This window comes from Acidovorax sp. HMWF018 (assembly GCF_003061035.1).
Lineage (GTDB): Bacteria > Pseudomonadota > Gammaproteobacteria > Burkholderiales > Burkholderiaceae_C > Acidovorax > Acidovorax delafieldii.
Genome location: NZ_QAIM01000579.1, coordinates 1 through 4096, shown reverse-complemented (window position 1 = coordinate 4096; position 4096 = coordinate 1). Strand labels below are relative to the sequence as shown.

The 4096-nt window shown below is 61.9% G+C and carries 4 protein-coding genes; all 4 read left to right on the top strand.

Going from position 1 to position 4096, the window contains the following annotated elements; all coding sequences use genetic code 11:
• Positions 1–227 precede the first annotated feature (227 nt).
• Positions 228–1214 carry a YncE family protein gene (locus DBR23_RS24655; RefSeq protein WP_056067105.1) on the top strand — a complete coding sequence of 329 codons (987 nt, stop codon included), beginning with the start codon at positions 228–230 and terminating at the stop codon, positions 1212–1214.
• A gap of 23 nt (positions 1215–1237) precedes the next feature.
• Positions 1238–2059 carry a polysaccharide deacetylase family protein gene (locus DBR23_RS24650; protein ID WP_108499879.1) on the top strand — a complete coding sequence of 274 codons (822 nt, stop codon included), beginning with the start codon at positions 1238–1240 and terminating at the stop codon, positions 2057–2059.
• A gap of 97 nt (positions 2060–2156) precedes the next feature.
• The gene (locus DBR23_RS24645; protein ID WP_056743692.1) at positions 2157–3170 is read left to right on the top strand and encodes a sterol desaturase family protein; all 1014 of its coding nucleotides are present in this window, start codon (positions 2157–2159) and stop codon (positions 3168–3170) included.
• Positions 3171–3193: 23 nt separating this feature from the next.
• Positions 3194–4096, top strand: a 903-nt coding sequence (locus DBR23_RS24640; RefSeq protein ID WP_108499880.1) for an EI24 domain-containing protein, incomplete at its 3' end; no start/stop codon positions are given.

The following is a 4096-nucleotide window of genomic DNA, read 5'->3' as shown; positions in this document are numbered from 1 at the left end:
TGGAAGGCTGCGCTGACCCGCTTTACCATTCAGTTCGGAGACCGCATCTCCGTCAACTGAAGTCCGAACCGTTTACACAAAAATTCGGACACGCCCGAACCCTAGGCTGCGCCAATACCGGGATGACCTGAGTCAAAGATAGCACGATCACCCTGATGTTACGTGTTGTCGCTCGGGTCCGCGCTGGGCGCGGCGCTACACTCCAAGGCTGTGTTGAAAGTGGTTTTGTGAAGATTCTCTCGATTGCACGCATCTGCGTTGTGGCCCTTGGTGGGTGGTGTTACTCCTTGGCCAGTGTGGCGGCGGGCGCTCCGCCGCTTTTTGTACTCAATTCGCTGGAGGCCAACGTCAGCGTCATCGACCCGGTGACCTGGACTGAGACGGCCCGCATACCTACAGGTAAAGAGCCGCACCATCTGTATCTGACCCCCGATGAAAAGTCGATCATCGTGGCCAACGCGCTCGGTGACACGCTGACGTTTGTGGACCCCCGTACCGCCGAGGTGCAGCGAACCGTACGTGGGATTGTGGACCCCTACCATCTGCGATTCAGTCCCGACATGAAATGGTTCATCACGGCCGCCAACCGTCTGAATCACGTGGACTTTTACCGCTGGGACGGCAAGGACCTGACCCTGGTGCAGCGCGTGGCCACATCGCGCACCCCCAGCCATCTGTGGATCGATAGCCGCAGCACCACCGTCTATTCGACCATGCAGGACAGTGACGAACTGGTGGCGATTGATATTGCCACCCAGACCATCAAATGGCGCGTCAAAACAGGCCCCATGCCTGCGGATGTCTACGGCAGTCCCGATGGCAAGCACCTGTTTGTGGGACTGACGGGCGGTGACAGCGTGGAGGTGTTCGATATCTCCGGGCGTGAAGCGGTCAGCGTCAAGCGGATCAAGACAGGCAACGGTGCTCACGCCTTTCGTGCTGCTGGCGACGGACACCACCTGTATGTGAGCAATCGCGTGGCCAACTCGATCAGCAAGATCGACATGAACACCCAGCAGGTCGTCGAGTCGTACCCCGTGCCGGGCGGGCCGGATTGCATGGATGTTTCGGCGGATGGCCGTTATATCTACGTCAGTTCGCGTTGGGCCCGGAAGCTGTCTGTGGTGGACACCCAGGCAAAGAAGGTGGTGCGCCAGGTCAACGTGGGTAAATCGCCCCACGGCGTATGGACCCTGCAACACGCGCCACGTTGAGCGCGGTGCAGCCGGTGAGAGGTATGTTTCTCAGCGCTTTTTGTGGATCACGCAGCAGGCGTCGCGATGCTATTGTGTTGATAGCTGTTTGGGCATGTTTCACTAGCGCTACCGCCCAAAATGACTGCAAAAAGCCCCTGTACCTGACCTTTGACACTGGCCACATGGAAGTGGCGCCTTTGGTGGCTGAGGTGCTCAAGCGCCAGCAGGTGCACGTGACCTTCTTTGCTGCAAACGAGCGCACGAAGGAAGGCGATGGAAGTCTGGGGGACCATTGGGCCCCATGGTGGCGTGCACGCGCCGCAGAGGGCCATGAGTTTGCCTCCCACACCTGGAATCACACCTACTGGCGTGCCGATGCCGGCAGCGCGCCGCACCCGGCGTTTCGGGTCCGTCCCTCTGCGGGACAGCGTGAGGGTCAAAGCTTTGTCATGTCCGCAGCTGAATACTGCGAAGAAATTGCCCGTGCTGCGGATCGTTTGAAGGCCATTACCGGCAAGACGCCTTTGCCCCTGTTCCGCGCACCTGGCGGCAAGACCTCTGCACAATTGATTGCCAGCGCGAAGGCCTGCGGTTACGCGCATGTGGGGTGGTCGCCTGCCGGCTTCTTGGGGGATGAGCTGCCCAGTGAGACGGCCAGCAACACCGCGCTGCTGAACAAGGCGCTGCGTGATGTGCGCAGTGGCGACATCCTGCTGGCGCATCTGGGGATCTGGTCGCGCAAGGACGCCTGGGCGCCCGCTGTGCTGGAGCCTTTGATTGAAGGGCTCAAGCAGCGAGGGTTTTGCTTTCGCACCTTGCGGGATCATCCTGACTATGCGGCCGCAGCTGCTCAGGTTCGCTAGATGGGCTGTGGGATCAAGTTGGATTGCGTGCGCCGTGACTGAGGGCGCACGCGCCGCATGTTTGCATGATTAACCAGGTGCCAGGGAGCGCGACACGATGGGATGGCTAGGCGGTGTATTTGACAGCGTGCAGCAATGGCTTTTTGAGAGCGTGCTGCAGCCGCTGATGTTCACCACAGGGCTGGCCAGCCTGCTGGAGAACGGCTATGAGGCCTCCGGCTGGCTGCTGGTGGGATTGCTGCAGCTGGTGGTCATCGTGGCTGTGATTGGCCCCATGCAGCGCTGGTGGCCGGTGGAGCAGATCAATGACCGTGCCACCATCCGCACTGACATCCTCTACACCCTGATTCACCGGCTGGGACTGTTCCGGCTGGCGCTGTTTTTCACGGTGGATCCGCTGGCGGATTCACTGTTTGGTGCCTTGCGTGTGGCTGGTGTCAGCACGTTCCAGCTCGATGGCCTCTGGCCGGGTGTGACGGACATCTCCTGGGTCAGCTTGCTGCTGTATCTGGTGGTGTTCGATTTTGTGGACTACTGGATCCACCGGGGGCAGCATCACTTTGAGTGGTGGTGGCGCCTGCATTCGCTGCACCATGCACAGCAGCAGATGACGATGTGGAGCGACAACCGCAACCACCTGCTCGATGACCTGCTGCGCGACGTGATTCTGGTGACGGTGGCGCAGCTGATTGGTGTTGCGCCGGGGCAGTTCATTGCCATCGTGGCCATCACTCAGCTCAGCGAGAGCTTTCAGCACGCCAACGTGCGGCTGTGGTTTGGTCAGGTGGGTGAGCGGCTCTGGATCAGCCCCCGCTTTCACCGGCGGCACCATAGCATTGGCATTGGCCACGAGACGGTCAAGCCTTCGGCCGAGGCAACATCGGGCCAAGCAGCAACGCCGCCGCGTGTGGTGCTCGGCGGGCACAACTTCGGGGTGCTTCTGCCTTGGTGGGACATGCTGATGGGCACCGCCAACTTTGAAAAGCGCTTTGACCCTACGGGCGTGCGCGACCAGGTCGAGCCGGGCCCCGATGGCCGTGTGCGCGACTACGGCGCGGGGTTCTGGTCCCAGCAATGGCGGGGCGTACTGAGGTTGCTGGGCAAGGCCTGAGCGGCTTGGCGGGCGCTGCCTGTATGCTTGCCGCCATGGGATTACTGCTTGATTCTTTCTGGCGTGCCGCTGCCTATTGCCTGCGTCCGCGGGTGATTGTGCTGTCGCTCTTGCCTCTGTTCTTGATGGCCGTTTTGGCACTCGGCCTGGGTTGCTTCTACTGGGACGCGGCGGTGCAGGGGATGCGCGCGTTGCTCGATGCGTCCTCGTTGCTGGACAGCGTCTGGGGTTGGCTTCAGGGCTGGGGCCTGGGGGATGTGACTGCTGTCATGGCGCCGTTGATGGTGGTGCTGGCCGTGGCGCCTGTACTGGTGGTGGTGTCGCTGCTGGCCGTAGCCGTACTCATGACCCCCGCTCTGGTGGCATTGGTGGCTGCGCGGCGGTTTCCGGATATGGAGCGCAAGAAGGGCGGGTCTTTCATTGCGAGTGTGGCCTGGTCGGTAGGGTCCACGGTGTTGGCGTTGGTGGCGCTGGTGGTGTCCGTTCCGCTATGGCTGGTGCCGCCACTGGTACTCATCCTGCCGCCGCTGATCTGGGGTTGGCTGACCTACCGGGTGATGGTGTTCGACGCCCTGGCAGACCACGCCAGCAAGGAAGAGCGCCTGGAGATATTCCGCCGCCATCGCAGTAGCCTGCTGGGCATTGGCATCGTCACGGGCTACCTCGGGGCAGCGCCCAGCATTGTGTGGGCATCGGGCGTGGTGTTTGCCGCCGCGTTTTTTGTGCTGGTGCCGCTGGCGATCTGGATCTACACCCTGGTGTTCGCGTTTTCCTCGCTGTGGTTCACGCACTACGGTCTGGCCGCCCTGCAGCGCTTGCGTGCCGAGCGGGCCACCATGGCGCCGATGACCGGGCCCACCCCATTGGCCGAAGCGGCTGTGCACCCCAAAGAAGCGCCAGCATTGAACATGGCGGCACCCCCAGCC